29 protein-coding genes are annotated in these 25,323 nt (G+C 57.6%); 17 read left to right on the forward strand and 12 right to left on the reverse strand.

Annotated elements, in window-relative coordinates; all coding sequences use genetic code 11:
• Position 1: 1 nt before the first annotated feature.
• Both CLV83_RS10775 and CLV83_RS10780 read right to left on the reverse strand, forming a co-directional pair.
• Positions 2-538, reverse strand: coding sequence for a KdsC family phosphatase (locus tag CLV83_RS10775; protein WP_132291713.1), 537 nt, complete (start codon positions 536-538; stop codon positions 2-4).
• Entirely contained in the window at positions 538-1,509 is a 972-nt protein-coding gene (locus CLV83_RS10780) for a KpsF/GutQ family sugar-phosphate isomerase (protein ID WP_132291716.1), read from the reverse strand. The genes CLV83_RS10775 and CLV83_RS10780 overlap by 1 nt, the downstream gene beginning before the upstream one ends.
• A gap of 211 nt (positions 1,510-1,720) precedes the next feature.
• Between CLV83_RS10780 and CLV83_RS10785 the strand changes: the two genes are divergently transcribed.
• From CLV83_RS10785 to hisD, 9 genes are all read left to right on the forward strand, one after another.
• Complete coding sequence (locus tag CLV83_RS10785; RefSeq protein WP_132291719.1) at positions 1,721-2,533, forward strand: ATP-binding cassette domain-containing protein; 813 nt, start codon at positions 1,721-1,723, stop codon at positions 2,531-2,533.
• On the forward strand, positions 2,534-3,316 hold the full coding sequence (gene mlaE, locus CLV83_RS10790; protein ID WP_132291722.1) for a lipid asymmetry maintenance ABC transporter permease subunit MlaE: 783 nt from the start codon (positions 2,534-2,536) through the stop codon (positions 3,314-3,316). It abuts the gene before it with no gap.
• 2 nt (positions 3,317-3,318) lie between these two features.
• Positions 3,319-3,777, forward strand: coding sequence for an outer membrane lipid asymmetry maintenance protein MlaD (mlaD, locus tag CLV83_RS10795; RefSeq protein ID WP_132291725.1), 459 nt, complete (start codon positions 3,319-3,321; stop codon positions 3,775-3,777).
• Entirely contained in the window at positions 3,777-4,442 is a 666-nt protein-coding gene (locus tag CLV83_RS10800; protein WP_243642364.1) for an MlaC/ttg2D family ABC transporter substrate-binding protein, read from the forward strand. The genes mlaD and CLV83_RS10800 overlap by 1 nt, the downstream gene beginning before the upstream one ends.
• A complete protein-coding gene (locus tag CLV83_RS10805; RefSeq protein ID WP_132291728.1) occupies positions 4,429-4,719 on the forward strand; it encodes an STAS domain-containing protein in 291 nt (96 codons plus the stop codon). Before CLV83_RS10800 ends, CLV83_RS10805 begins: the two co-directional genes overlap by 14 nt.
• A gap of 122 nt (positions 4,720-4,841) precedes the next feature.
• The gene (locus tag CLV83_RS10810) at positions 4,842-5,081 is read left to right on the forward strand and encodes a BolA family protein (protein ID WP_132291731.1); all 240 of its coding nucleotides are present in this window, start codon (positions 4,842-4,844) and stop codon (positions 5,079-5,081) included.
• Positions 5,082-5,105: 24 nt separating this feature from the next.
• On the forward strand, positions 5,106-6,368 hold the full coding sequence (gene murA, locus CLV83_RS10815) for a UDP-N-acetylglucosamine 1-carboxyvinyltransferase (RefSeq protein ID WP_132291734.1): 1,263 nt from the start codon (positions 5,106-5,108) through the stop codon (positions 6,366-6,368).
• Positions 6,369-6,396: 28 nt separating this feature from the next.
• Complete coding sequence (gene hisG / locus CLV83_RS10820; protein WP_132291737.1) at positions 6,397-7,050, forward strand: ATP phosphoribosyltransferase; 654 nt, start codon at positions 6,397-6,399, stop codon at positions 7,048-7,050.
• Positions 7,047-8,354: a histidinol dehydrogenase gene (gene hisD / locus CLV83_RS10825; RefSeq protein WP_132291740.1), complete on the forward strand. Its 1,308-nt coding sequence runs from the start codon at positions 7,047-7,049 to the stop codon at positions 8,352-8,354. Before hisG ends, hisD begins: the two co-directional genes overlap by 4 nt.
• A 75-nt stretch (positions 8,355-8,429) precedes the next feature.
• On the opposite strand, the gene CLV83_RS10830 is transcribed toward hisD, so the two are convergent.
• A complete protein-coding gene (locus tag CLV83_RS10830) occupies positions 8,430-9,569 on the reverse strand; it encodes a S1C family serine protease (RefSeq protein ID WP_132291743.1) in 1,140 nt (379 codons plus the stop codon).
• Between the two features lie 97 nt (positions 9,570-9,666).
• Here CLV83_RS10830 and CLV83_RS10835 point away from each other — a divergent pair, with 97 nt between their 5' ends.
• Positions 9,667-10,440 (forward strand): Nif3-like dinuclear metal center hexameric protein, encoded by a 774-nt coding sequence (locus CLV83_RS10835; protein WP_132291746.1) that lies wholly within the window; start codon positions 9,667-9,669, stop codon positions 10,438-10,440.
• Between the two features lie 61 nt (positions 10,441-10,501).
• On the opposite strand, the gene CLV83_RS10840 is transcribed toward CLV83_RS10835, so the two are convergent.
• Positions 10,502-11,044 carry a Z-ring associated ZapG family protein gene (locus tag CLV83_RS10840; protein WP_132291749.1) on the reverse strand — a complete coding sequence of 181 codons (543 nt, stop codon included), beginning with the start codon at positions 11,042-11,044 and terminating at the stop codon, positions 10,502-10,504.
• Between the two features lie 67 nt (positions 11,045-11,111).
• Positions 11,112-11,846, reverse strand: coding sequence for a FadR/GntR family transcriptional regulator (locus CLV83_RS10845; protein ID WP_243642365.1), 735 nt, complete (start codon positions 11,844-11,846; stop codon positions 11,112-11,114).
• 226 nt (positions 11,847-12,072) lie between these two features.
• Between CLV83_RS10845 and acuI the strand changes: the two genes are divergently transcribed.
• From acuI to CLV83_RS10860, 3 genes are all read left to right on the forward strand, one after another.
• On the forward strand, positions 12,073-13,050 hold the full coding sequence (gene acuI / locus CLV83_RS10850) for an acrylyl-CoA reductase (NADPH) (protein WP_132291752.1): 978 nt from the start codon (positions 12,073-12,075) through the stop codon (positions 13,048-13,050).
• 78 nt (positions 13,051-13,128) lie between these two features.
• Complete coding sequence (locus tag CLV83_RS10855; RefSeq protein WP_132291755.1) at positions 13,129-13,986, forward strand: cobalamin-binding protein; 858 nt, start codon at positions 13,129-13,131, stop codon at positions 13,984-13,986.
• A gap of 132 nt (positions 13,987-14,118) precedes the next feature.
• Positions 14,119-15,654, forward strand: coding sequence for an HDOD domain-containing protein (locus tag CLV83_RS10860; protein WP_132291758.1), 1,536 nt, complete (start codon positions 14,119-14,121; stop codon positions 15,652-15,654).
• Between the two features lie 12 nt (positions 15,655-15,666).
• Here the strand turns inward: CLV83_RS10860 and CLV83_RS10865 are convergent, their stop codons facing one another.
• The 4 genes from CLV83_RS10865 to CLV83_RS10880 are packed head-to-tail and all read right to left on the reverse strand — an operon-like array spanning position 15,667 to position 18,299.
• Positions 15,667-15,993: a hypothetical protein gene (locus CLV83_RS10865; RefSeq protein ID WP_243642366.1), complete on the reverse strand. Its 327-nt coding sequence runs from the start codon at positions 15,991-15,993 to the stop codon at positions 15,667-15,669.
• A complete protein-coding gene (locus CLV83_RS10870; protein WP_132291761.1) occupies positions 15,983-16,579 on the reverse strand; it encodes a cob(I)yrinic acid a,c-diamide adenosyltransferase in 597 nt (198 codons plus the stop codon). The genes CLV83_RS10865 and CLV83_RS10870 overlap by 11 nt, the downstream gene beginning before the upstream one ends.
• 30 nt (positions 16,580-16,609) lie before the next feature.
• On the reverse strand, positions 16,610-17,377 hold the full coding sequence (gene ppk2, locus CLV83_RS10875; RefSeq protein WP_243642367.1) for a polyphosphate kinase 2: 768 nt from the start codon (positions 17,375-17,377) through the stop codon (positions 16,610-16,612).
• A gap of 13 nt (positions 17,378-17,390) precedes the next feature.
• A complete protein-coding gene (locus CLV83_RS10880) occupies positions 17,391-18,299 on the reverse strand; it encodes a ketopantoate reductase family protein (protein ID WP_132291764.1) in 909 nt (302 codons plus the stop codon).
• A gap of 120 nt (positions 18,300-18,419) precedes the next feature.
• Here CLV83_RS10880 and CLV83_RS10885 point away from each other — a divergent pair, with 120 nt between their 5' ends.
• The gene (locus tag CLV83_RS10885) at positions 18,420-18,902 is read left to right on the forward strand and encodes a YajQ family cyclic di-GMP-binding protein (protein WP_132291767.1); all 483 of its coding nucleotides are present in this window, start codon (positions 18,420-18,422) and stop codon (positions 18,900-18,902) included.
• Between the two features lie 83 nt (positions 18,903-18,985).
• On the opposite strand, the gene CLV83_RS10890 is transcribed toward CLV83_RS10885, so the two are convergent.
• From CLV83_RS10890 to CLV83_RS10900, 3 genes are all read right to left on the reverse strand, one after another.
• Positions 18,986-19,243 carry a PA4570 family protein gene (locus tag CLV83_RS10890; RefSeq protein WP_132291770.1) on the reverse strand — a complete coding sequence of 86 codons (258 nt, stop codon included), beginning with the start codon at positions 19,241-19,243 and terminating at the stop codon, positions 18,986-18,988.
• 95 nt (positions 19,244-19,338) lie between these two features.
• Complete coding sequence (locus CLV83_RS10895) at positions 19,339-20,736, reverse strand: AmpG family muropeptide MFS transporter (RefSeq protein WP_132291773.1); 1,398 nt, start codon at positions 20,734-20,736, stop codon at positions 19,339-19,341.
• A gap of 138 nt (positions 20,737-20,874) precedes the next feature.
• Positions 20,875-21,636 carry an SDR family oxidoreductase gene (locus CLV83_RS10900; protein WP_132291776.1) on the reverse strand — a complete coding sequence of 254 codons (762 nt, stop codon included), beginning with the start codon at positions 21,634-21,636 and terminating at the stop codon, positions 20,875-20,877.
• 222 nt (positions 21,637-21,858) lie between these two features.
• Between CLV83_RS10900 and CLV83_RS10905 the strand changes: the two genes are divergently transcribed.
• From CLV83_RS10905 to groL, 3 genes are all read left to right on the forward strand, one after another.
• On the forward strand, positions 21,859-22,353 hold the full coding sequence (locus CLV83_RS10905) for an FxsA family protein (protein ID WP_132291779.1): 495 nt from the start codon (positions 21,859-21,861) through the stop codon (positions 22,351-22,353).
• Positions 22,354-22,594: 241 nt separating this feature from the next.
• A complete protein-coding gene (locus tag CLV83_RS10910; RefSeq protein ID WP_132291782.1) occupies positions 22,595-22,888 on the forward strand; it encodes a co-chaperone GroES in 294 nt (97 codons plus the stop codon).
• Positions 22,889-22,946: 58 nt separating this feature from the next.
• Positions 22,947-24,590, forward strand: coding sequence for a chaperonin GroEL (gene groL / locus CLV83_RS10915; protein ID WP_132291785.1), 1,644 nt, complete (start codon positions 22,947-22,949; stop codon positions 24,588-24,590).
• Positions 24,591-25,323 lie beyond the last annotated feature (733 nt).

Raw genomic sequence — 25,323 nt, forward strand, 5'->3', positions numbered from 1 at the left:
GTCAGAGGTACTCCTCGAGAATCGGCGTCAGCTTCTCCTGTGCGGCGAGAATCAGCTCGCAGATTTCCCGTCCTGCGCCCTGGCCGCCGGGGGTGCTGCTGACCCAGTCGGCGTGTTGGCGAACATACCAGTGACCGTTGGGTACGGTAGCGCCGAAGCCGGCTGCGCGAATCGCACCCAGGTCCGGCAGGTCATCGCCAATGTATGCTGTGGATGCGGCGTCAAAACCGGTTTCCTGCCAGAGCTCTTCCAGCGCAATACGCTTATCTTCGCGGCCCTGTCGCAGGTAATTGATACCCAGGGCTTCGGCGCGCAGTTCCACCTGCGGTGAGCGACGGCCGGTGATAATAGCGCTCTTGATGCCGCCCTTGTGCAGCAGCTTGATCCCCAGGCCGTCGAGGATGCTGAACGACTTGATCTCACGCCCATCGGCGAGGAAATTGAGCTGGCCGCTGTTAAGTATGCCGTCCACGTCAAAGACCACGAGGCCAATCTTTTTAAGCTTGGCGAGCTGCTCGGTAGATAGATTGTCCAGCATCAGATGACTCCCGCTTTCAGCATGTCGTGCATGTTGAGAGCGCCTACGGGGCGCTTGTTTTCGTCAACGACGATCAGCGCGTTGATTGAGCGGCTCTGCATAATCTGCAGTGCCTCAGCAGCGAGAATACCGGCGCGGATCGTGGTGCAGTCGGCGGTCATTACCTCGCTGATTGCGCTCTGCTTGAGGTCGATTTCTTGGTCCAGAGTACGGCGCAGGTCGCCATCTGTGAAGATGCCGACGAGACTGCCGTCAGTATCGGTGACCGCGGTCATACCGAGGCGCTTCTGGGTGACTTCCAGCAGTGCGTCACGGATCGATGTGTTGATATCGACGCTGGGTACTTCGCTGTCGGTATGCATGATGTCGTCAACCAACAGCAGCAGGCGGCGACCGAGAGCGCCACCCGGGTGTGAAAATGCGAAATCCTCAGCGCTGAATCCGCGAGCCTCCAACAGGGCGATCGCCAGAGCATCGCCAAGCACCAGTTGGGCAGTGGTGCTGGAGGTGGGGGCCAGCCCCAGCGGGCAGGCCTCACGGTCAACCTGAATATGCAGGCTGACATCGGCAGCCTGTGACAGTGTCGACTCCGGCTTCGCAGTCATGCTGATCAATGGCGCTTTCATACGCTTGATCAGCGGCAGAATCGTAACAACTTCGGCGGTTTCGCCTGAGTTGGATAGGGCCAGGACCACGTCTTCGCTGGTAAACATACCGAGGTCGCCGTGGCTGGCTTCACCCGGGTGTACAAAGAAAGAGGGTGTACCGGTGCTCGCCAGCGTCGCGGCGATCTTTCTGCCGATATGGCCGGATTTACCCATGCCGGTGACGATAATGCGCCCGCGACAGTTGAGCATCAATTCACAGGCCCGGGAAAAACGCTCATCCAGGTGGTTGAGCAGACTATTGACCGCGTCCAGCTCCAATTCGATGGTGCGGGTGCCGGCGCTTAGGAAGTCGAAATCGGACATGGGTAACTCAATCTCTCTGAGGGGCAGTTAAATGTCGAGGCCAAGAGTTTACAACACTGCTGTCCCGGGGGCACACCCGGCTACCGGCTGAGAATGGGATTTAGTTTCGTTTTTAGCCCCCCAGTGGTATATTTGCCGGCTTCCAACTCCACTGCGTTGCCCTCGCTACGGGCCAGAAGGAACTGAACGCGAGGCTTTCTAAGGCAGGTATATGGACCCTCTCAGCGACAATATTATCGATATCCGGGCTATGACATTCAGCCGCGGATCGCGGACCATTTTTGACAGTATCGATATACAGGTTCCCCGCAGCAAGGTGACGGCGATCATGGGGCCCTCGGGTACCGGTAAAACCACCCTGCTGAAGCTGATCGGTGGTCAGCTCAAGCCTGATGCCGGTCAGATCCTGCTCGATGGCGATAACATCCCGACACTTGGGCGTAGTGAGCTGTTCGCTGCCCGCGAGCGCATGGGTATGCTGTTTCAAAGCGGCGCCCTGTTCACGGATATGAGCGTGTTTGAAAACGTCGCGTTCCCGATTCGTGTGCACACTGATCTGTCCGCCGACATGATTCGCGACGTGGTACTGATGAAGCTTCAGGCTGTGGGCCTGCGCGGCGCGGCTGATTTGATGCCCAGCGAGCTTTCCGGCGGCATGGCGCGGCGTGTGGCGCTGGCCCGCGCCATCGCTCTGGATCCGGATATCGTTATGTACGATGAGCCTTTTACCGGGCAGGACCCGATCGCCATGGGCGTGCTGGTGAATCTGATCCGCCGCCTGAACCAGGCGCTGGGCCATACCAGTATCGTGGTATCTCACGATATCAACGAAACACTGAGTATTGCCGATTATGTTTATATCGTTGCCGATGGCCGGGTGATCGCCAAGGGCTCTCCCGAAGAGTTGGCTTCTGTGGAATCCGATCAGGTTCGCCAGTTTATGCAGGGGCTGCCGGATGGTCCGGTTCCCTTCCATTACCCCGCGCCGGATTATCTGCAGCAACTGTTACAGGGATCTCGATAGATGCTGGATTGGATTCAGTCACTGGGCCATCGCGGCCTGTCGCGATTGGCCGCGTTTGGGCGTGCCGGGCAGCTGCTGATGCAGTCGCTGATCGCCCGCCCGGAACCGATCACCATGTTTCCGCTGCTGATCAAGCAGCTCTACTTTGTGGGCGTGCTTTCGCTGATCATTATCGTCGTCTCTGGCGGTTTCATCGGCATGGTGCTCGGCCTTCAGGGTTACACCATTCTTGTCGATTACGGCTCTGAGCAGGCGGTGGGGCAGATGGTCGCCCTGAGCCTGGTGCGAGAACTCGCCCCGGTGGTGACGGCCCTGCTGTTTGCGGGTCGCGCGGGCTCGGCGCTGACTGCGGAAATCGGCCTCATGAAGGCCACTGAGCAGCTGGCCAGTTTCGAGATGATAGGTGTCGATCCGATGCGTCGCATCATCGCGCCGCGCCTCTGGGCCGGTTTTATCTCGATGCCGATTCTGACCATTATCTTCTCAGTGGTCGGTGTCTGGGGCGGCGCGCTGGTTGCCGTGGAATGGCTGGGGATTTTCGATGGCTCGTTCTGGGCCAACATGCAGCAGGCGGTCGATTTCCGCGCTGATGTACTCAACGGTGTGATCAAGGCGGTGGTCTTCGGCTTCGTCGTCACCTGGATCGCCGTGTTCGAGGGATATGACTGCATACCTACTTCTGAAGGGATCAGCCAGGCCACCACCAGGACTGTAGTGTTTTCGTCCCTGGCGGTACTTGGGCTTGATTTCTTACTGACCGCATTAATGTTTGGAGAGCTGTAACAATGCGCATGCGTACAATGGAAATTAGCGTGGGCTTCCTGATGCTGGCCGGCTTTCTGGCCCTGGTGGTGCTCGCGCTGAACGTTAGTGGCTTGAATCTGTCTGATCAGGGAGGCGGATATAAGGTCTACGCCCGTTTCGATAATATCGGCGGTCTGACACCGCGCGCCAAGGTGGCGATGTCAGGTGTGCAGATTGGTGAGGTAACGGCTATTCGTCTGGATCCGCAGATGCTGATGGCTGAAGTGGAAATGAAGATCCGTGATGACGTGGATTTTCTCAGCACCGACAGTTCGGCGCAGATTCTGACATCCGGTCTGCTGGGTGAGCAGTACATAGGTATCACATCCGGAGCAGAAGATGAGATGCTGGCAGATGGCGATCGAATCAGCGATACCCAGTCGGCTCTGGTGCTGGAAGATCTGATCGGCAAATTCCTGTTTAATGAGGTAAGTGATTGATGAAGATGCTCAATCGTGCAGGCGGCGCGCTGGTTGCCCTGATGTTCATGGTCATGGCAGGCGTGGCTCAGGCCAATTCTCAGGCCGCCTGGGAAGAAGCCAGCAGTGTGATGGATGGCGCGACCCGCGATATGCTGGCCGTGGTTGAGGATGAAACCCTCAAGGATCCGGAAAATATCGATCGCATGATGGGCGAAGTCGAAAAGGTGATCTCACCGGTTGTCGACTTCCCGTACATTGCCAAGCGCGTGATGGGTAAGTATTACCGCCGTGCCAGCGATGAGGAGATGGATCGCTTCTCGGAAGTGTTTAAGAACACTCTGCTGAAGACTTTCGCCAAGGCGATCGTCGGCTTCGAGTTTACCGGCTATGAAGTACAGCCGCCCCGTGGCGAAAGCCCTGAGCCGGACAAGCAGGTGATCAACGTCAAGATCAGCTCCGGTAATGGCAATACCTACGCCCTCGATTACTACATGCTGAAGCAGGATGGCCGCTGGACACTGGTCAACGTCCTGGTTGACGGCGTTAACCTGCGCCTGACCTTCAAAAACCAGTTTGCCGATCTGTATCAGCGCCAGAACAGTGTTTCCGGTGTGATCGATAGCTGGGAAGCCCAGGTGGCAACCGAAGTTGCCAACGGAGTGACCGGCAGTGACGAAGGTTGAGCAGAAAGAAGAGGGCGTGATTGCCATTACCGGCGATCTGCTGTTTTCCAGCATCATGGCTGTTCGCAAAGAGCTGGAATCGCGCCTGAAGAATGTCAGCGGTCAGGTTGTTCTTGACCTGGCCGGCGTGGCCCGAGCGGATAGTTCGGCGCTGGCGCTCTGGCTAAACTGTCGTCGCCTGGGAGAACGCCAGGGGTTTGAACTGAGTCTGCGCAATATCCCCGAGGGAATGGAGTCTATTGCCGATCTGGTCGGGCTCGACCACGGCCTCGCCTGAGACTTTGCATCCCTGTCTGCACTGGGCGTTGATTGAGCCAAGGTGGCCCGATCAGCGCCCAGCCTGTATTATTCACCCCCTGTCCCGACACGAACCCTAAACTCTGCATTTCGGAGTTCCGCATGCAAGCTGAAGAAGTAAAACAGATCATCGAGAGCGAGCTCGATGGGTGCACCGTTTATACCACCGGTGAAGGCTGTGATTTCCAGGTAACCGCGGTGGGCGAATGCTTTGCCGGACTGACTCCGGTGAAAAAGCAGCAGCTGGTTTATGGCTGCCTGACCGAGCAGATCGCCAGCGGCGCCATTCATGCAGTGTCGATTAAGACCTACACGCCCGCACAGTGGGCCGCCAAGCAGTAAACGCGGGGCGAACAGGAATACCTGATGGATAAACTGTTAATTGAGGGCGGCGTGACCCTGCGCGGTGAGGTACGAATCTCCGGCGCCAAAAACTCCGCTCTGCCGATTCTCGCCTCCACGCTGTTGGCGAGCGAGCCGGTGACCATCGGCAATCTGCCGCATCTGCACGATATTACCACCATGCTTGAGCTGATCCGTCGCATGGGCGTTGAGCTGATGCTGGATGAAAAGCTGAGTGTGCAGATCGACCCTCGGTCGATCAATGACTTCTGCGCCCCTTACGAGCTGGTGAAAACCATGCGTGCATCGATCCTGGTGCTCGGGCCGCTGCTGGCTCGCTACGGTGCGGCGGATATCTCCCTGCCCGGTGGCTGTGCGATCGGCAGTCGTCCTGTGGATCTGCATATTCGAGGCCTGGAAGCGATGGGCGCCGATATTCGTGTGGAGAACGGTTATATCCGTGCCCGCATGGATGGTCGTCTTAAAGGGGCGCGGGTCTTTTTTGATACGGTAACCGTGACCGGTACCGAAAATATCCTCATGGCCGCAACGCTGGCCGAGGGTGAAACCATTATCGAAAATGCCGCCCGTGAACCCGAAGTGGTAGATCTGGCCGAGTGCCTGATCGCCATGGGCGCCGACATCAAGGGCGCGGGTACCGATATCATCACCGTGCGCGGTGTGGATAAGCTGCATGGCTGCCACTTCCCGGTGATGGCTGACCGTATCGAAACCGGTACCTACCTGGTGGCCGCTGCGGTCACCGGTGGCAAGGTGAAGTGCCTGAATACGCGTCCCGATACCTTTGATGCGGTACTGAAAAAGCTGGAAGAGGCGGGTGCCAAGGTTGAAGCAGGGGACACCTGGGTCAGTCTGGATATGGAAGGTCGCAAGCTTAAGGCGATCAGCCTGACCACCGCACCTTACCCGGCATTTCCTACCGATATGCAGGCGCAGTTCGCTGCCATGAATACCATCGCCGAAGGGGTAGGGCGCATCAAGGAAACGATTTTCGAGAATCGTTTTATGCACATGCAGGAGATGATCCGCATGGGCGCCAATATCACCATCGACGGTAACACCGCCATCATCGAAGGTGTGGATAAACTGCAGGGTGCGCCGGTAATGGCGACCGACCTGCGTGCGTCCGCCAGCCTGGTGATCGCGGCGTTGGTTGCCGAAGGTGAAACGCTGATCGACCGTATTTATCACATCGATCGCGGTTACGAATGTATTGAAGAGAAGCTGCAGTTGCTGGGTGCGCGTATTCGTCGTGTACCGGGCTGATCGCAGCAGAGCGTGAGCAAAGAGGCCAATGAAAGAACAGCTGACCATCGCCCTGTCGAAAGGGCGCATCCTGAAGGAAACGCTGCCACTGCTGGCGGCAGCTGATATTGTTCCGGCTGAAGATATCTTCTCCAGCCGCAAGCTGATCTTCGATACCAACCATCCCCATATCAAGCTGGTGGTGATTCGCGCCACCGATGTGCCGACCTACGTGGAGTATGGCGGTGCCGACATGGGCGTGGCCGGTAAGGATGTGCTGATGGAGCATGGCGGCGAAGGCCTGTATGAGCCGCTCGATCTTGAGATCGCCTGCTGCAAGCTGATGGTCGCCGGCATGAAAGACGCCGAGCCGGTCATTGGTCGCATGAAAGTGGCGACCAAGTTCGTCAACGTGACCCGTGAATACTTTGCCCGCCAGGGTGCTCAGGTCGATATCATCAAGCTCTATGGTGCGATGGAGCTGGCCCCTATCATGGGACTGGCCGACCGCATCGTCGATATTGTCGATACCGGCAATACCCTGCGTGCCAACGGCCTCGAGCCGATGGAGCATATCGCCGATATCAGCTCCCGTTTCGTGGTCGGTCAGCCGTCCATGAAAATGAAGCACCGCCAGATCCAGCCGCTGTTGGATAAACTGGCTGCTGCTATCGAGGCCAAGCGTGAGGAGAAAAGCGCATGAGTAAAGTTGATATCACCTGTCTTGATAGTCAGCAGTCCGATTTTGAGGCGCGTCTGGACAAGATGCTTGCCTGGGAAAGTGTCTCCGATGCTGGCGTTAACCAGATCGTCAACGAGATCATTGAGCGTATTCGTAGCGAAGGCGATGCGGCTCTGGTGGAATACACCAACCGCTTCGATCGCATGAGTGTGGCCTCCATGGCCGAGCTTGAAATGGGCCAGGAACGTCTGCAGCAGGCGCTGGAAGGACTGCCTGTCGAGCAGCGTCAGGCTCTGGAAACAGCCGCACAGCGTGTGCGGGCCTATCACGAAAAGCAGCTGGCTGGTTCCTGGCAGTACACCGAAGACGACGGCACCATGCTGGGTCAGCAGGTGACGCCGATGGATCGCGTCGGTCTCTACGTTCCCGGTGGCAAGGCGGCGTACCCCTCATCCGTCCTGATGAACGCACTGCCGGCTCATGTGGCCGGTGTTGAAGAGATTATCATGGTCGTACCGACGCCGGATGGCGTGGTTAACGAGCTGGTTCTCGCGGCCGCTGCGGTTGCAGGTGTCAGTCGTGTATTTACCGTGGGTGGTGCTCAGGCCGTGGCCGCTCTGGCTTACGGTACCGAAACAGTGCCCCGTGTGGATAAGATTGTCGGCCCCGGTAATATCTTCGTGGCCACCGCCAAGCGTGCCGTCTTCGGCGCTGTCGGCATCGATATGATCGCAGGTCCCTCAGAGATTCTGGTGATCTGCGATGGTGACACTGATCCTGATTGGGTGGCGATGGACCTGTTCAGTCAGGCCGAGCACGATGAAGACGCACAGCCGATTCTGGTGAGCCCGGACGCCGAGTTTATCGAGCAGGTCAAAGCCAGTATTGAGAAGCTGCTGCCGACCATGGAGCGTGAAGAGATCATCGAGCAATCGTTGAATAATCGCGCGATCCTGATTAAGGCGCAGGATCTCTCCGATGCGGCTCGCATTAACAACCGCGTGGCGCCGGAGCACCTGGAACTGTCCGTGGCCGATCCGGAAGCGCTGCTGAAAGAGATTCGCCACGCCGGTGCGATCTTTATGGGGCGCTACACTGCCGAAGCGCTGGGCGATTACTGCGCTGGCCCGAACCACGTGCTGCCCACCTCCGGCACTGCGCGTTTCTCGTCACCGCTGGGCGTCTATGACTTCCAGAAGCGTTCGTCGCTGATCATGTTTTCTGACGAGGGCGCCTCGGAAATGGGTAAGGTTGCGTCGGTTCTGGCGCGTGGCGAAGGTCTGACTGCCCACGCTCGTTCCGCTGAATACCGCATCAAGTCCTGATAGTTTAACGGCCATCAGGTACAAAAAAAGCACGCCTTCGGGCGTGCTTTTTTATGGCTGTAATCCGCTGCCAGGTCAGTTAACCTCCGCCGGCCTCTCGGTGGTGGTGACCACGATATCCATCTGCTCACCATCACGGTAGATGGTAAAGCTGGCCTTTTCGCCGGGCTTCAGGCGGGCGATGGCGTTCATGGTGGTGTGACCTGCGTCGGTGATTGGCTTATCGTCAAATGCGAGCAGCACATCGCCCGGGCGCAGGCCTGCTTCGTGGGCGGGGCTGTCGCGATAGATGCCGGCGATGATCAGGCCGTGCTGGCTCGGATCAAGTCCAAAAGATTCTGCCAGACGCGGGTTCAGTGCCTGAGCTTCGACGCCCACCCAGCCGCGCACGACACGGCCCTGTTCGATCAGGTCCTGAAGCACCTGTTTTACCAGGTCGGTCGGAATGGCAAAACCTATCCCTTCGGAACCGCCTGATTTGCTGAAGATAGCGGTGTTGATGCCGACCAGGTTTCCGGTGGGGTCAATCAGTGCACCGCCAGAGTTACCGGGGTTGATCGCGGCATCTGTCTGAATAAAGTCTTCATAGGTACTTAGACCCAAACTGTTGCGGTCGGTGGCGCTGATAATACCCTGAGTAACCGCCTGGCCGACGCCGAAGGGGTTGCCTATGGCCAGTACTACATCGCCCACACGAAGGTTGCTTGTGGGCGCCAGAGTTACTGTGGGCAGGTCGGGCAGGTTGATTTTCAGTACCGCGATATCTGTGGGAGGATCGGTACCGACGATCTTGGCGGCGGCTTCACGGCCATCCTGCAGGGCGACAATAATGGAGTCGGCGCCACTGATTACGTGGTTATTGGTGACCACATAACCCTGGTCGTTGATAATGACACCAGAACCCAGGCTGGCATGAACCTGCTGGCTCGGCTTTTGGTCTTCATCGTCGTAATAGTGGCGGTAGATTGAGTCATCGCCCTGGCTGTTGTCGTCGGCGTTGACGCGTCGGGTATAGATGTTGACGACAGCTGGTGCGGCCTGGTCGACGGCATCAGCATAGCTGAACGGGCCGCTTTGGGATCTGACCGGGCCGTCGGCTTCGCGAATTTCCACGCGGGGGCCCGACCCCAGTAGCTCGGGCTTGAGCTGGAGTATCAAAATAGCCGCCAGTATGCCGGTCAAAATAGGCCAGCCAAGAAACGAAAGTATGCGCATAAAAGTAAACTAGTTAGGCGAGCGCGTAAGAGATGCCGCGTATGAATCGACGTTTTGAGCCGATTATACGGATAGTTGCGGATAAATGGGAAATATCATGACAGAAAGAAAAGGGGTCTCCAGAGCCCGTTTAGTGGATTATTGCGACCAGATTCTGCAAAGCAACCGCTTCAAGGATTACTGTCCCAACGGCCTTCAGGTCGAGGGAAGGCCGCTGGTGGCGAAAATACTCACCGGTGTGACCGCCTGCCAGGCGTTGCTGGACGAAGCCGTTGCCTGGGGAGCCGATCTCGTCCTGGTACACCACGGTTACTTCTGGAAGGGGGAGCCGGCGGCGGTGACCGGCATCAAACAGAAGCGGTTGAAAACCCTGCTGGGAGCCGATATCAACCTGCTCGCCTATCACCTGCCGTTGGATGCGCATCCTGAATATGGCAATAACGCGCGCCTGGGTCATCTGCTCGGTATCGATGTGCAGTCAGGCCTGGAGCCGGGTAATCCGCTTAGCGTGGGCAATATGGGCGTAGTGGAAAAACCGCTGGCGCTGGAAGAGATGGTAGCGCGTATAGAACGGGTGCTGGGCCGCACGCCGCAGGTGGTCAGCGGTGGGGATCGCAAAATCCATCGTATCGGTTGGTGTACCGGTTCTGCCGACCGCATGGTGGAGCAGGCGGAAGCGTTGGGAGCTGATGCGTTCTTGACTGGGGAAATTTCGGAGCCGGTGGTTCATTTTGCCCGTGAAGCGGGGATTCATTACATCGGTGCCGGTCATCATGCTACCGAGCGTTACGGTGTGCAGGCGCTGGGTGAGCATCTGGCGCGTCACTTCGGGTTGGAGCACCGTTTTGTCGATATCGACAATCCGGTCTGAAACGGGATGAGGAACGCGGGGCCGGAAAGGGCCCCGCTGGATAGTCAAGGGGGATTAAGAGTCAGTCGCGCTTGCGCTCTTTCGTGTCTTCTTCTTCGGAGGCCGGTGCGGCAGCAGGGTCCGCTGGTGCCTGAACCTCTTCCTCTTCTTCCTGTTTTTTCTTCAGACCGTAGGTGTCTGACAACGTACCTTCTTCGTCTCCCGATTTCGGTGCGTAGTCTCGCGGAGGCTGAGGCTGTTCTTCGGCATCCTCGTTCTCCAGAGCGTCAGTCACCGTAGGAATATCCTGCTTGCTGATCCTCGGCTGCAGCGAGGCCTGCAGGGATTCACCAGGGCGCTGGTCATTGCAAAGTGTCTGCGCACCTGCCGCCAGATGCTGATGGACCTGGCGGTACTGCTCGGTGAGTCCGTTGACCAGCTCCGCCGTGGTTTCGAAGTGTTCGTTGACCTGCTCCTTATAACGGGCAAGTTCAGCGTGGGCGTCGTTAAGCTCCTGCTTCAGTGTGTCCTGTTTGCCGCCACCGATCCGGCCGAGCAGGTATCCAATGACAAGGCCGATCGCGGCGCCCACCAAAGCCAATGTCCAGGCATTACTCGCTTCCACAACATCTCCTTACTCAACTTCGTGCTAGGCATCTGTTCCGTAGAATAAGACAAAGCGGTTGCTCTGCCTATGCCCGCGAACGGCGACTTTCGTCGCGAGCCCGACTCATCTGTGCGGACAGGGTTTCAACCTGGCGTGCAATCTGTTCCCGTGCGGCGTCTTCGTCACCGCTGCGGATCGCACTCAGGAGTGCTTCGTGTTGGCTGATGATCAGGTCGCGTTCCGGATACCGGAAGACGATCATGTTACTGACCGGCTGCAGTCCCTCTATCACCGCGTACATCAACAGTTTCAGCAGTGCGTTGCCACTGGCATCCACCAGCGCACGATGAAAAGAGACATCGGCACGACAGAATTGTTCAGGCTGATCGATAAAACGTTTCTGCTCTTCCAGTGCGTCTTCAAGTTGCTGAAGGTCTGAGTCGTTGCGGCAGCGTGCCGCAAGACCCGCGCAGAGCTGCTCCATCTCAAGCCGGCACTGGATGACATCTTCAGGTGACAGGCTGTTCAGTCCCACGAGCAGGCGAGTGGAGCTGGAAAGCTCCTCGCCAAGTTCCGCCAGGTCCGGGCGGTTTACAAAGGTGCCGCCAGTGGGGCCACGGCGTGAGCGGATCAGGTTCTGTGCCGCCAGGCGCTTCAGTGCTTCGCGGATGGTCGGTCGGGAAACGCCAAAGCGTTTAGCCAGCTCATCCTCGGTGGGCAGACGCTCGTCGACGCCAATGCTGCCTTCGGTGATCGCCTGACGAATCTGGTCGGCGATCTGGCGCGGCAGGTCCTGCTGGCTTACTGGGCTGAATTCCAAAACGACATCCTGCTGGCTGTTGGATAGACAATATGGACCGATTATTTCATATCGATCGTCTATTGTTAATTTGTTTGACAAATAGCGGGGTAGTGTTGGATTCTTATTTGTAAATAAGTCAGACAAATAGGTCTGTGCTATTTTTCAGTCTTATCTCGGGCTGGATGCTGAGCAGCGCGAAATGCTCTACATACACTAATAAAGCTAATCGAAGTGGAGGTATTCCATGTTTAAAGCACTGGTACTGGATCAGGTGGATGGTAAAACCCAGGCGGAAATCCGCGAACTGGATGAAAGCGCTTTGCCTGATGGAGAGGTCCTCGTGGATGTGGATTACTCCTCACTGAACTACAAAGATGGTCTGGCAGTGACCGGCAAGGGCAAGATCATCTCCTCCTTTCCGGCGGTACCGGGAATCGACTTTGTGGGTCGTGTTTCCAGCTCTGCAGATGAGCGCTTTGCACCGGGTGACGAGGTGATTCTTACCGGTTGGGGCGTTGGCGAGCGCCACTGGGGCGGTATGGCAGAGAAAGCACGGGTAAAAGCCGACTGGCTGGTACCGCTGCCGGACGGTATGTCCGGGCGCACTGCCATGTTGATCGGCACGGCGGGCCTTACCGCGATGCTCTGCGTGATGGCGCTGGAGCAGGGCGGTGTTTCACCGGAGCAGGGGCCTGTTCTGGTCACCGGCGCCTCTGGGGGTGTGGGTAGTGTAGCCGTGGCTCTGCTGGCGAAAAAAGGCTTTGACGTAGTCGCAGCGACTGGGCGAACCAGTGAGGAGGCTTACCTGCGTAAACTGGGTGCTAAAGAGATCCGCAGCCGTGACGAGATGGCAGCGCCACCGCGGCCGCTGGAAAAACAGCTCTGGGCAGGTGTTGTCGATACCGTGGGGGGAACAGTGCTGGCCAGGGCGCTGGCGGAAACCCACTACAGCGGTACGGTTGCCGCCTGTGGGCTGGCGGGCAGTCACGAGCTTCCGGTGACGGTCATGCCGTTTATCCTGCGCAATGTTCGCCTGCAGGGGGTGGATTCGGTGAACTGTCCGACACCCGTTCGGCAACAGGCCTGGCAGAACCTGCTGAGTGATCTGGATCTGGACCTTCTCGGTGACGTGGGGCAGGAGATCGCCCTGGACGAAGTACCCGACTATGCCGAGCGGATCCTGCGTGGTGAGGTGAGAGGTCGTACCCTGATCAAACTCTGAGGAACCTCTCCTTAAGTCCACTGGACTGGTCCCCGGTGGTTGAGCGCGTATACTGCGCTTTTCTTCCCGGGGGCTGGTATGGCGCGCGTTGTTGTTTTCCTGCTGTTTCTTCTGCCCGGCCTGCTTCAGGCCGAGGTTTTGACCGATGCCTCCGGTAAAGCGCTTGATCTGGAACAACCCGTAAAGCGGATCGTGGTGCTGGCTCCCAATATCGCCGAAAACCTTTATGCCATCGGTGCCGGCGAACGTATTGTCGGACGCGTGGCGCATACCGATTATCCGCCTGAGGTGATTGAGCAGCCGCAGGTGGGTGACTATCAGCAGTTCAATGTGGAAGCGATCCTCGCGCTTCAGCCGGATCTGGTGCTGGCCTGGCAGCAGGGCAATCCCGAACAGCGCCTGCGTCGGCTCGAAGCGATGGGCCTGCGTGTATTCCGCCTTTCCTCCGGAACTCTGGATGAAATTCCTTATAACCTCGAACTCCTGGGCCGGTTGACCGGCAGGGAGCCCGAAGCGGGCCGGGCGGCCCGGAACTTCCGCGAGCGCCTGGCAGAGCTGGAGCCGAACCTGGATCGGCGGCCACGTGTCTTTTATCAGCTCTGGAATGATCCACTGCTCAGTGTCAGCCGTGGCACGCTTATCGGTGAGGCGATAGAGTTTTGTGGCGCCGAGAATGTGTTTGCAGAGCGTCCGGAAACGATTCCCCAGCTCAATCTGGAAGCGGTGATCGCCGCCAGACCTGACCTGATTATCGCGACCGATGAGCTTGAACAGAGCTGGCGTGAGCGCTGGTTGCCCTGGCAGCAGATTCCTGCGGTGGCGAAGGGCCGCCTGGTTACTCTGGATGCGGACCTTATGCACAGGGCCGCGCCGCGCTTTCTTGACGGTGTGGCGGCGCTATGCCGTGCTGTCAGCGAAGTCAGAGAGGACGGCTGATAAGGGCAGCTAATAAAGAGGGTGCTAAATTTACATTCAGTCCGCACGGCTTTTCGTATAATCTTTTCAGTGTTGCTGGACGGCAACAGTCTATAGAGATTGACCTATTTCGTTTCCCAGGTGCGGTAGTCGGTGAAATATCAGGATACGTTGAATGCGATTTATGCGGAGCTGGACAGCCTTGGGGATCTGCCGATCTTCAGTGCCACCGTGAACCGTATTCAGCAGGTGAGCTCTTCTCGCGAAAGCGACGCCATGGCACTGGCGATGGCGGTGATGAAGGATGCGAACCTGTCAGCAAAGCTGCTCAAGATCGCTAATACACCCCACTATAATCGCAGCCACGGCAAAATCAGCGTGGTCTCCAGGGCGGTGGTACTGATCGGGTTCGAACGGATTCAGAACCTGTCGATGACCCTTAAACTGATCGAAACCTTCAATGCCGCCCAGCCTGAAACCGGTATAGAGCGTCTGTTGATCAGCGCGTTTCTCAACGCCGCAATGGCACGGGAGATAGCCATCCGCTGCGGCGCCCAGGATGTGGAGCAGAGCTATATCTGCGGTCTGCTCTATCGTCTGGGAGAGATTATCGTCGCGTTTACGCTGCCGGCACGGTATCGGTTGATGCTGGCCGAACGCGCTGAAGGCAAAGACAGCTGGACGCGGATTCAGCTGCGTCAGCTCGGTGGGCATTTCAGCGATATTGGGCAGGATCTGACCCAGAGTTGGGGCTTTCCAAAAGCGGTGGTGGAGACGATGGATCCGATGACTGCCGAGCAGCTGCGCCCGGCCCATAAACTTAACCACCTGCTGGCCGCCGGCAGCCATGATCTACTGGAGATGATCTATTACCGGGATACCGGGCGAGAGCTGGATTATTCCCGCCGGATCAAACAGGTCTCCGCAGCCACAGGCCTGACGCAGGAGCAGCTGGAGGAGGCGATTAACGCTTCTTTCCGCCAGGTCTGTGACCTTAGTGTCGATTACGGTCTTAATCCGCATACGCTAAAACCTCCGTTTCGTGGCAGCGGTAACAGCGACCTGGATGAGCTTTCCCGCAAGCTGGCGTTTTATATCAGTACCCGTGCTGAACAGTTTGGCGTGCCCGAGGCCGAGGCGCAGGGGGCGAGCCAGGCGATCAATCAGAGTCAGCTACAGCTGGATTACCTCGACAAGATGAACCGGCTGGTGGGTGAGGCGGCGACCTCATCGAAACTGGTTGATACGACGGTCGAGGCGATCGAGCGCTGCTCTAGCCTTGAGCGTGTCGCGTTTTGCCTGCTAAGCAGGGATGGCAAGCAGCTCAGTGCCCGGGTAACGCGGGGCGAGGCATCAGAGGAGCTCGCCAGCGCACTTCAGCTGACCTGCAAGGAACCGCTTGGGCAGCTGTTTATCCGCCTGGTAGAGCAGGACAGCACTCTCCTGGTACCAGACTGCAACGAGAAGGGCTGGGTGGAGAGGTTGCCTCCCGAGCTGGGCAGGATATTGGCGCCGGCAGGGTTTGTAGCCGCGCCACTGCGTGTGGGGGCAAGAGCGGTAGGGCTGTTTTATGCGGATAATCGTGTCGGCGGAGCACCGCTGGATGACGCGGCTTTTCGCATTTTTAACCAGTTTCTGGTGCAGGCGCGGCTGGCGCTGGAGCTTCACCAGCGCGGTAGCCGCAAATAGGAGTGATCAGCCTTAGTGAGCCTCTTCAACGGGAGGCTTGTCATCGTCAGGCGTATCGCCGGTAAAACCTTCGACAAAATCGCCGGTGTCATCCCAGGCGTCCTTTCCCATCTCCAGCGCTTTTTTGGCACCCGCTTCGGTACTGCAGGCCGCACGCTCGGCGGCACAGCGAGATTCGCAGCCCAGTCGGGCAGCATTGCTGTCAAAGTGCTTGATACTGCAGCGAGCTTCGCAGATGGTCTGGTCGAATGCGCAGTCGGCGCGGGCCAGGTTGGGCAGTAGCAGACCCAGTGCGAGGGTTGCGGCGGCAAAGTTCAGTGTCAGAAGATTAGGCATCATCGCTGTCAGTCTCTTCAGTTGAGGATGTTCTGGCGTTTCGGGGACGCCAAAGGATCTCTTGGCCGCCGTCCCGCCGGGCCAGGATCCGCGCATAAACGAACAGCAGATCGGACAGCCGGTTCAGGTAGGCGATAGCTAAGGGATTGACCGTATCGCTGGCGGCAAGTTCCACCATGCGGCGCTCTGCGCGGCGGCACACGCTGCGTGCCAGGTGGGCCTGGGCGGCGGAACGGTTGCCGCCGGGCAGGATGAACTCCTGTAATGGTGGCAGTGTTTCGTTCTGAAGATCGACTTGCTGCTCAAGGGCTTCAAGGCAGCCAGCGTCGATCACCGTGTAGTTGCTGTCTGCCACCGCAAGCTCGCCACCCAGGTCGAAAAGGTCATTCTGAATCTGCATCAGATCGCTTTGCAGTGCGTCGTTCTCCGTCAGATCGGCGGCCAATAGTCCCAGCAGCGAGTTGAGTTCGTCCACATCACCCAGCGCTTCAATACGTGGATGGGTCTTGGCGACACGGCTGCCGTTGGCAAGACCAGTCGTGCCTTTGTCGCCGCGGCGGGTGTAGAGACGAGTCAGTCGGTTACTCATAGCTTTGCTTCCGTATCCCGGTTGTCTGCTTCATTCTAGTTCCTTCAGCGCATGGCGGGCAGGCAGCACGATTTTCGGGTCCGGCTGCAGCTGAATCTCCGGATTGCGGTCGGGGTAGGGCAGGCTGGCCAGTATGAAGCGCATGGCGTTGATGCGGGCGCGCTTCTTGTCGTCGGAGTGGATCAGCGTCCAGGGCGCCTCGGCGGTGTCGGTATGGCGGAACATGGCAGCCTGGGCTTCGGTGTAATCGTGCCACTTATCCAGCGAGGCCATATCGATCGGCGAGAGCTTCCAGTGCTTCAGCGGGTCGGTGCGGCGTGACTGGAAACGATGAAACTGCTCGTCACGGCTGACCTCGAACCAGAGCTTGAACAGCTTGATGCCGCTGCGTACCAGCATCCGTTCCAGTTCCGGGGTCTGGCGCATGAACTCCAGGTATTCCGAGGGTGTGCAGAAATCCATCACCCGCTCGACACCGGCGCGGTTGTACCAGGAACGGTCAAACAGCACGATCTCACCGGCAGCTGGCAGGTGCTTGATATAGCGCTGGTAGTACCACTGTCCCTTTTCCCGCTCGGTGGGCTTTTCCAGTGCGATGACGCGTGCGCTACGCGGATTCAGGTGCTCCATGAAGCGCTTGATGGTGCCGCCCTTGCCGGCGGCATCCCGGCCCTCAAACAGGATCAGCACGCGCTCGCCGCTGGCGCGGACCCAGTTCTGCATCTTCAGCAGTTCGATCTGCAGCTCCAGCTTCAGCTCTTCATATTCCGCCCGTTTCATCTTTTTGCTTTTCGACACGCTAAATCCTCTTTTACGCTCTGCCCTGTCGGTAGACTACCGCATTCAGCAGCTCCCTGTTCACTGGTGTTTCCAACCCGTGCCTGTCTGCCTCGGCACAGATGAATCCGGTGATCTGATCGATCTCGGTGCGCCGGCCTGCGCTGAAGTCCTCCAGCATCGAGGAGCGGTTTTCGGCCGTATCCTCGGCGATCTTGAGCACCTGGTCCAGTAACGGGTTATCGAACAGTGATTGACCACAGGCACTGGCCACCGCTTCGATCTCCTGACAGAGAGCGGTGAGTTGAGGCCTGTATTGCGCCTCCAGCAGGTCGCCATTGGGGCGGTCCAGCAGCGCCGTCAGCGGATTGATCGCGGCGTTGATCGCCAGTTTCTGCCACAACGCCCGCTCAATATCAGTGGCGATCACGCGATGCTTTAACCTGTGCCAGCCATCGGGCAGTGCGCCGCACAGTGCTGCTGCCTGGTTAAGCGGCCCGATACGGGTTTCCCCTTCACCGGCCAGTTTTAGCTGGAACGGCGCCAAACGGCGTACTCCCGAGGTGGTTATTCCCGCCCACAGGGGCCAGTTCGCGAACGTCTGGGCGATCTGCTGCTGGTGGCCATAGCCGTTCTGAAGCAGTAGGATCTGCGCGCCGGGTTGCAGGCGGGAAGCGATACTTTCCATGGCGGCGGCGCTGTCGTAAGCCTTGGTGGTCACCAGCAGGTGGCTGATCGGGCCCTGGTCGTCGATAAGTTCTGCGCTTACCGGTACTTCTTCAACCCGGTCGCCGTCCTGTAAGCTTAGCCGGTTAGCTTGTTGCTTTAGCTGTTCCCGGCGTTGTGGTGAGCGCAGCAGCAGGCTGACGTCGATACCGGCGAGTCCTAGACGTGCGGCAAACAGTCCGCCAATGGCGCCGGCACCCAGAATATGCCAGTGCATCCGTATCTCCTTTGCAGTGGTTGCAAAGTGACATGATAACGGCGCGAGCTGGATCACAGAAAGTAATAACCTTGAAGCCCGGCGAATGAGCTGGCCGGGGTTCTATTCAGGAGATGGAAAATGCCTTCGTTCGATATCGTATCCGAACTGGATATGCATGAAGTGACCAACGCGGTGGATCAGGCTAACCGTGAAATTGAAAATCGTTACGACTTCAAGGGTGTGAGCGCAAGCTTCGAACTCCAGGATGAAACCGTCACCCTGACCGCTGAAGTCGATTTCCAGCTGCAGCAGATGCTTGATGTGCTGCGCGCCAAGCTGATCGGCCGCAAGATCGACACCAAGTGCATGGAAGTGAAAGATCCGGACGTTAGCGGCGTCAAGGCGACCCAGCAGGCGGTGCTGCGCCAGGGGCTGGATCAGGCGATGGCGAAGAAGATCACCAAGACGATCAAAGAGAGCAAGCTGAAGGTTCAGTCACAGATTCAGGGCGATAAGGTCCGCGTGACCGGCAAGAAGCGGGATGACCTGCAACAGGCGATGGCATTGCTGCGCGAAGCGGATATCGAGCTGCCGCTGCAGTTCAATAACTTCCGCGACTAGATTTCTCCCGGGGGCGTTTCTTGCGGGATTAAGTTCCTTCCGATAAAAGTCCCTGCGCGTTATACCCGGATGACGGGAAGAGGTCAGTGCTTCTTCCCGTTGTTGCCGGCGCAGCGGCTGCAGCCGTTGTCTTCCATACATGCCAGCAGAAACAGCTCTCTGACCAGCTCTTTTTCTCTGCCCTGGCAGCAGCAGAAATCATCGGGGTTGATCAGCCCTGCATCGAGCATCGGTTGCAGTTCTTCACTATGCCAGTGCAGCAGTACCACGCCGGTATTGCGTAGCGTTACTCTCAGTTCCGGGTCCTTGCGTTCCAGCCAGGCATCAATCTGATAGGCCATGGTTTCTCTCCTTGCTCATTAAAAGACTCTGTATTGAATGTAATGATAATCAATATCATTTGCAATAACTTCTGGTCTAAAAATGAGCAGAGGGCTTAACCATCTTTGTCGACTGGGGTCTGATGCCTGATCTGAGTATGGCGGGCCGCCAGAATTATCAGAACCAACACCGGTAAACCGAGTATCGCGGTGCCGGTGAAAAACAGCGGGTAGCCGACCTCGTCAACGGCAATGCCGGAAAAGCCGCCGAGAAATTTGGGTAGCAGCAGCATGATCGAACTGAACAGCGCGTATTGTGTTGCCGAGTACTGGATATTGGTCAGTGCCGACAGATAGGCGACAAACGCTGCCGTGGCAATGCCTGCGCTGAAGTTATCCAGGGAGACCACCACCATCAGCAGTTCGACGATCGGGCCGTTCAGCGCCATCAGAGCGAACAGAAGGTTGGTACCGGCGGCCAGTAGAGCGCCGGTAAACAGAATCTTCATCACGCCAAAGCGATTCACCAGCACACCGCCGGCCAAAGCCCCTACGAGCGTCATGATCACACCAAATACCTTGGTAACGGCGGCGATCTCCGCCTTGGTAAAGCCGATATCCACATAAAACACGTTGGCGATGACGCCCATGACAATATCCGCGATCCGGTAGCTGCCGATCAGTGCCAGAATCAGCAGCGCCTGCCAGCGGTAACGCTTGATGAAATCGGCAAAAGGGGAAACCAGAGTGATATAGATCCAGCCCACCGCCCGGGCGAAGCGGTCATCATTGCGGCCGGAGTGAGCAATCCAGTTCTGCACTTGCTGAATCTGCGATTCAAGCTCCTGGTTGGCTGGCGCGGCGGGCTCGGGGGATAGCAGAGTGGTCAGGATGCCCGGGATCATCAGCATCGCCATGGTGCCATAGGCGAACAGCCAGGGGGCGTATTGGTATGTCTCCTCGCTGGGATCAACGAACGCCGCCAGAGCGAGCACACCAGCGGTGGAGGTGATCATCGCCAGGCGATAACCGACCATATAGGTGGCGGCCATGGCCGCCTGCAGCCGCTCGTCGCCCGATTCGATGCGGTAGGCATCCACGGTAATATCCTGGGTGGCGGAGCAGAAGGCAACCAGCAGCGCCATCCAGACGCTGAATTCCAGATTCTGCGCCGGATCGTTCAGCGCCATGCCGAGCAGGCCGCCGGCCACCCCCAGCTGCGCCACCAGCATCCAGCTGCGTCGCCGTCCCAGCAGATTTCCCAATATCGGTAATTTTATTCGATCCACCAGCGGCGCCCAGACCCATTTGAAGGCATAGGCCAGCGCGACCCAGGAGATCAGACCGATGGTACTGCGCTCGATACCCGCTTCACGTAGCCAGAACGACAGTGATGAAAACACCAGTAGCAGCGGCAGACCGGAAGAGAACCCAAGAAACAGCAGAATCAGTGGGCGAGGCTGAAGATAGACACCGAAGGCGCTGATCCATTTGCTCAGGGTGCGGTAGTACATGGAGGTCCTGTGGTCTGGCTGGGCCGGCCCAATATTGTGCGTCAGGGCCGCAGGAAATCAAGGAATGGCTGAGTATTGGAGAGGAGAGGTAGCCCGGTGCCGAGTCGGACCGGGCGTGGTGACCACCGGTTGGGGCGATCAGATACGCAGAGCGCCGTCGATTTCCAGGCAGCGACCGTCGACGTAATCGTTTTCGAAGATGAACGATACGGTTTTCGCGATCTGTTCCGGCTTGCCCAGTTTTTTGGTCGGAATCATCGCCTCGATCTTTTCCCGCGCTTCCGGCTTCATCGCCATCACCATCTCGGTACCGATATAACCCGGTGCGATAGACGCCGCGCGGATACCGTAGCGAGCCAGTTCTTTGGCCCAGGTGACCGCCATCGCTTCCACCGCTGCCTTGGTGGCGGTGTAGTTGGTCTGGCCCATGTTGCCAGAGCGCGAGATGGAGGAGATGTTGATGATGCAGCCTTCGGTACCCAGCTCGATCATCTTGGCGGCGGCTTCGCGGCCACACAGGAAGGTGCCGGTCAGGTTGACCTTGAGTACCAGATCCCAGTTCTCCTTCGACATCTTGGAGATCACCTGGCCATCTTTGGCTTTGACGAACAGACCGTCGCGGGTGATACCGGCGTTGTTGACCAGACCGTGCAGAGTGCCCAGGTCGCTGACAATGGCATCGAAAAGCTTTTCTACTTCGGGCTCTTCGCTGATATCGAAAACGTAGCCCCGCGCTTCAACGCCTTTTTCGACACACATATTGATGGTTTCGTCGAGATCCGCCTGGTTCAGGTCGACCAACGCCAGTTTGGCGCCCTTGTCAGCCAGTTCCAGAGCCATGGCACGGCCGAGGCCGCGACCGCCACCGGTGATAGCAATAACCTTGTCTTTCAGATCCATAAAGCTAGTCCTCTGTATTGGGGGGTAATACATTGTGATGGCTGTAGCAGTCTTCATTGTGCGCCGCAATATGTTGCGCTGCAACACGAAGGCCGGCTACTGCAGCAAAATTCATTTAGCAGTCATCCGCTGCGGGCCCGGCGATCCGTTGTTAAGTGCCGATTACCGTTCAGGGGCGCTCTCTGGTAGGCTTTCGTCAGCCAGAAACAACTGAGGTGAGCGATGCGCTTTCTGTTTATTCTTTTCGTGATCATTCCGATCGTGGAGATCACCATACTGATTCAGGTTGGCCAGGCGATCGGCGCCTGGTATACGGTCGGGCTGGTGCTGCTGTCCGCCTTTATCGGTGTCAACATGCTCAGATATCAGAGCCTGGCCACGCTTGGCCGGGCCCAGGAGCGACTCAACAGGCAGGAAATGCCGGGCCAGGAGATGGTCGAAGGGATCGTGCTGGCCGTGGGCGGCGCGATGCTGGTTACGCCCGGCTTTGTCACCGATATCCTGGGGTTCTGCTGTCTGATCCCCGCGACTCGCAAGGCCTTCGTCAAAATGCTGATGAGCCGTTTTACCGTGATAACCTCCGCGGGAGGCACTCATACCAGTGGCTTTTACCGTTCAGGGCCTGGTGGTGCGCAAGAGCCGCCGCGTCGTGATGGCGATGTGATAGAAGGCGAGGTTGTCGATCGCGACGAGGAGCCAAAAGACAGGCTGAAATAGTCGTCGCTAATCTTTCCATTTTATCCCCTTGAATCGCGAATCGGCCCACCCCACATATGGGGCATCGGGCCGTTTCTCGTTATGGCCCCTGTGATGCAAAAAAATTTTCTCTGGGCTGTTGAAATCGGTGGGGCCGACCCCACAAAAGAAGCCACAGATATTAATAACAGTTTTGGATACCACCCGTATCCATTTCAAAACCAACATCGCATTGGATCCTAGATACCAGGAGAACAACCAGATGAATATTCGTCCACTTCACGACCGTGTAGTAGTTCGTCGCAGTGAGGAAGAGACCACCACGGCGAGCGGCATTGTCCTGCCGGGTTCTGCTGCCGAGAAACCGAATCGCGGTGAAGTCGTAGCGGTCGGCCCCGGTCGCGTGCTGAACAACGGTGAAGTTCAAGCGCCGTCTGTCAAAGTGGGGGATAAAGTCCTGTTCGGTCAGTATGCCGGCTCTAACACCGTGAAAGTCGGTGATGACGAGCTGCTGATCATGCAGGAAGGCGAAATCTACGGCGTACTGGAAGACTGATCGTCGCGTTAATCGCTCATAACGTTAACAACAGACTGAATTACAGGATATACAGATAATGGCTGCTAAAGACGTACGTTTCGGTGATGATGCCCGTCAGCGCATGCTGGCCGGCGTAAACATTCTGGCGGATGCGGTTAAAACAACCCTGGGCCCGAAAGGCCGTAACGTTGTACTCGACAAGGCTTTCGGCGCTCCGACCGTCACCAAAGACGGTGTTTCCGTTGCTAAAGAGATCGAACTGCAGGACAAGTTCGAAAACATGGGCGCGCAGATGGTTAAGGAAGTCGCTTCCAAGGCCAACGACGTTGCCGGTGACGGTACTACCACTGCAACCGTTCTGGCTCAGGCTATCGTCAACGAGGGTCTGAAGTCCGTTGCTGCTGGCATGAACCCGATGGACCTGAAGCGCGGTATCGACAAAGCGGCTGCTGCCGTTGTTGAACAGCTGGCTGAAATGTCTTCTCCGTGTGAAGACTACAAAGCGATCGCTCAGGTCGGCACCATCTCTGCCAACTCTGACGCTGAAGTCGGCAAGATCATCGCTGACGCGATGGAAAAAGTCGGTAAAGACGGCGTTATCACCGTTGAAGAAGGTTCAGGCTTCGAAAACGAGCTGGACGTGGTTGAAGGTATGCAGTTTGACCGCGGCTACCTGTCTCCGTACTTCATCAACGAGCAGGAAACTCAGACCTGCGAACTGGAAGATCCGTTCGTACTGCTGGTCGACAAGAAGATCGGCAATATCCGTGAACTGCTGCCGACTCTGGAGCAGGTTGCCAAGTCTTCCCGTCCGCTGCTGATCATCGCTGAAGATGTTGAAGGCGAAGCGCTGGCGACTCTGGTCGTTAACACCATGCGCGGTATCGTTAAAGTCTGCGCTGTTAAAGCACCGGGCTTCGGCGACCGTCGTAAGGCGATGCTGCAGGATATCGCGATCATGACCGGTGGTCAGGTTATCTCCGAAGAAGTCGGCCTGAACCTGGAAACCGTTACCCTGGAGCACCTGGGTACCGCCAAGCGCGTCAACATCACCAAGGAAAACACCACCGTTGTTGGCGGTGCTGGTTCCAAGGCTGATATCGATACTCGCGTTCAGCAGATCCGCGTTCAGATCGAAGAAACCTCTTCCGATTACGACCGCGAAAAACTGCAGGAGCGTGTTGCCAAGCTGGCTGGCGGCGTAGCTGTCATCAAGGTTGGTGCGGCTACCGAAGTTGAAATGAAAGAGAAGAAGGCCCGCGTTGACGACGCTCTGCACGCTACCCGTGCGGCTGTCGAAGAAGGCGTGGTACCTGGCGGTGGTGTTGCACTGATCCGCGCTCTGAGCAAAATCTCCGGCCTGGAAGGTGACAACCACGACCAGACCATCGGTATCCAGCTGGCGCTGCGCGCCATGGAAGCACCGCTGCGTCAGATCGTTGGCAACGCTGGCGGCGAAGGCTCCGTTGTTGTCGACAAGGTACGTGCAGGCGAAGGCGCTTTCGGCTTCAACGCTTCTACCGAAGAGTACGGCGACATGCTGGAAATGGGCATCCTCGACCCGGCTAAAGTAACCCGTTCTGCGCTGCAGGCGGCTGCTTCTATCGCTGGTCTGATGATCACCACTGAAGCGATGGTTGCTGAACACCCGGAAGAGAAGCCGGCTATGCCTGACATGGGCGGCATGGGTGGAATGGGCGGCATGGGCGGCATGATGTAGTGCGACGAGAGTCGCCTGCGAGGCACCTTGATTCCTTTTGAATCAGGGTGTTAGCCCGGGGTTTAGGTGTGTTGAGCACCTACCCCATCCTCTCACCCGGACTGTGAATGAGAGGAGCCGCTGCGGCGGTCAGTCCACCCATGTGACCCCGGTCGATGACGGCGTTTAGCTAAGCGCTTGAGACCACAGACTCGGTTCGTCTGCAAATGAACCAACAACGCATGCAAAAAGAGAATCGGGCTTGTCCCGGTTCTCTGCATGTCCTCACCTTATGGCCTTTTGCCATGCCACTTCGTGCTTGCTCATCCACCCGGATAGTGTGGAGCACACATACGATCACCACGGCTCAATCGAGTCACTGATCTAACCTCGCAGCGATGCAAGCTGTAACGATGATTGTTCGGCGCATTTAGCTGATGCGTAGTGAACCTGCTGTTCAGCCAGTTGTAGCCTAGGGATAGTGCGATTCCAGTAATGGAGTGGTGCGAAGCTTCCTGACAATGTAGCCCCGTTTTTCGGTGTGCGCGGCCCGTGAGGGTGCGTGCATGGATCCTGCGAGTGACAACGCGGGTGAGGTGCTAGGCTGGGAGGTATGGTTAACGTATGTGAACTGCTGATAAATACCGTCAACCGCAAGGAGCCAAAGTCACTGACAGGCTTCAACCAAAATGGTGCGTAGCTGGTTAATCCTTTTACATCTGGGATTACGCTGACAACAAAGCTACCGGTAGAT

Source organism: Marinobacterium mangrovicola (genome assembly GCF_004339595.1).
GTDB lineage: Bacteria > Pseudomonadota > Gammaproteobacteria > Pseudomonadales > Balneatricaceae > Marinobacterium_D > Marinobacterium_D mangrovicola.